Origin of the sequence: Shewanella sp. S1-58-MNA-CIBAN-0166, assembly GCF_040310085.1 — a bacterium.
Lineage (GTDB): Bacteria > Pseudomonadota > Gammaproteobacteria > Enterobacterales > Shewanellaceae > Shewanella.
The window spans coordinates 1-253 of the sequence record NZ_JBEOPN010000172.1 but is presented as its reverse complement, the minus strand read 5'-3'; the positions used below and the strand labels follow the sequence as shown (position 1 = coordinate 253).

Annotated in this window: 1 protein-coding gene; it reads left to right on the top strand. The window is 38.7% G+C overall.

The window, feature by feature from the left end; translation table 11 throughout:
• A partial coding sequence (locus AAEY99_RS21570; protein WP_502959520.1) for a cyclic nucleotide-binding domain-containing protein occupies positions 1 to 253 on the top strand: 253 nt, incomplete at both ends.

Here is a 253-nt window from a genome sequence, read left to right as displayed (position 1 = left end):
ATTAAGCATATAGCGCGCGATACCGTATTGTTACAACAAGGGCAAAAGCAGCGTTATGGCTATTTAATTCTTGATGGGGTGTTAGGTGCAATACATGATGATGCACAGGGCGGGCAAAGGTGTAAGGAGTTTTACTTTAAAGATGAGTTTGCGCTACTTTATGGAAACTGGCTAACGAATACCGAAGCGTTTTATCAACTAAAAGTAATTAATAGGGTAAGCGTTATTAGCGTCCCATTGAATATATTTAATC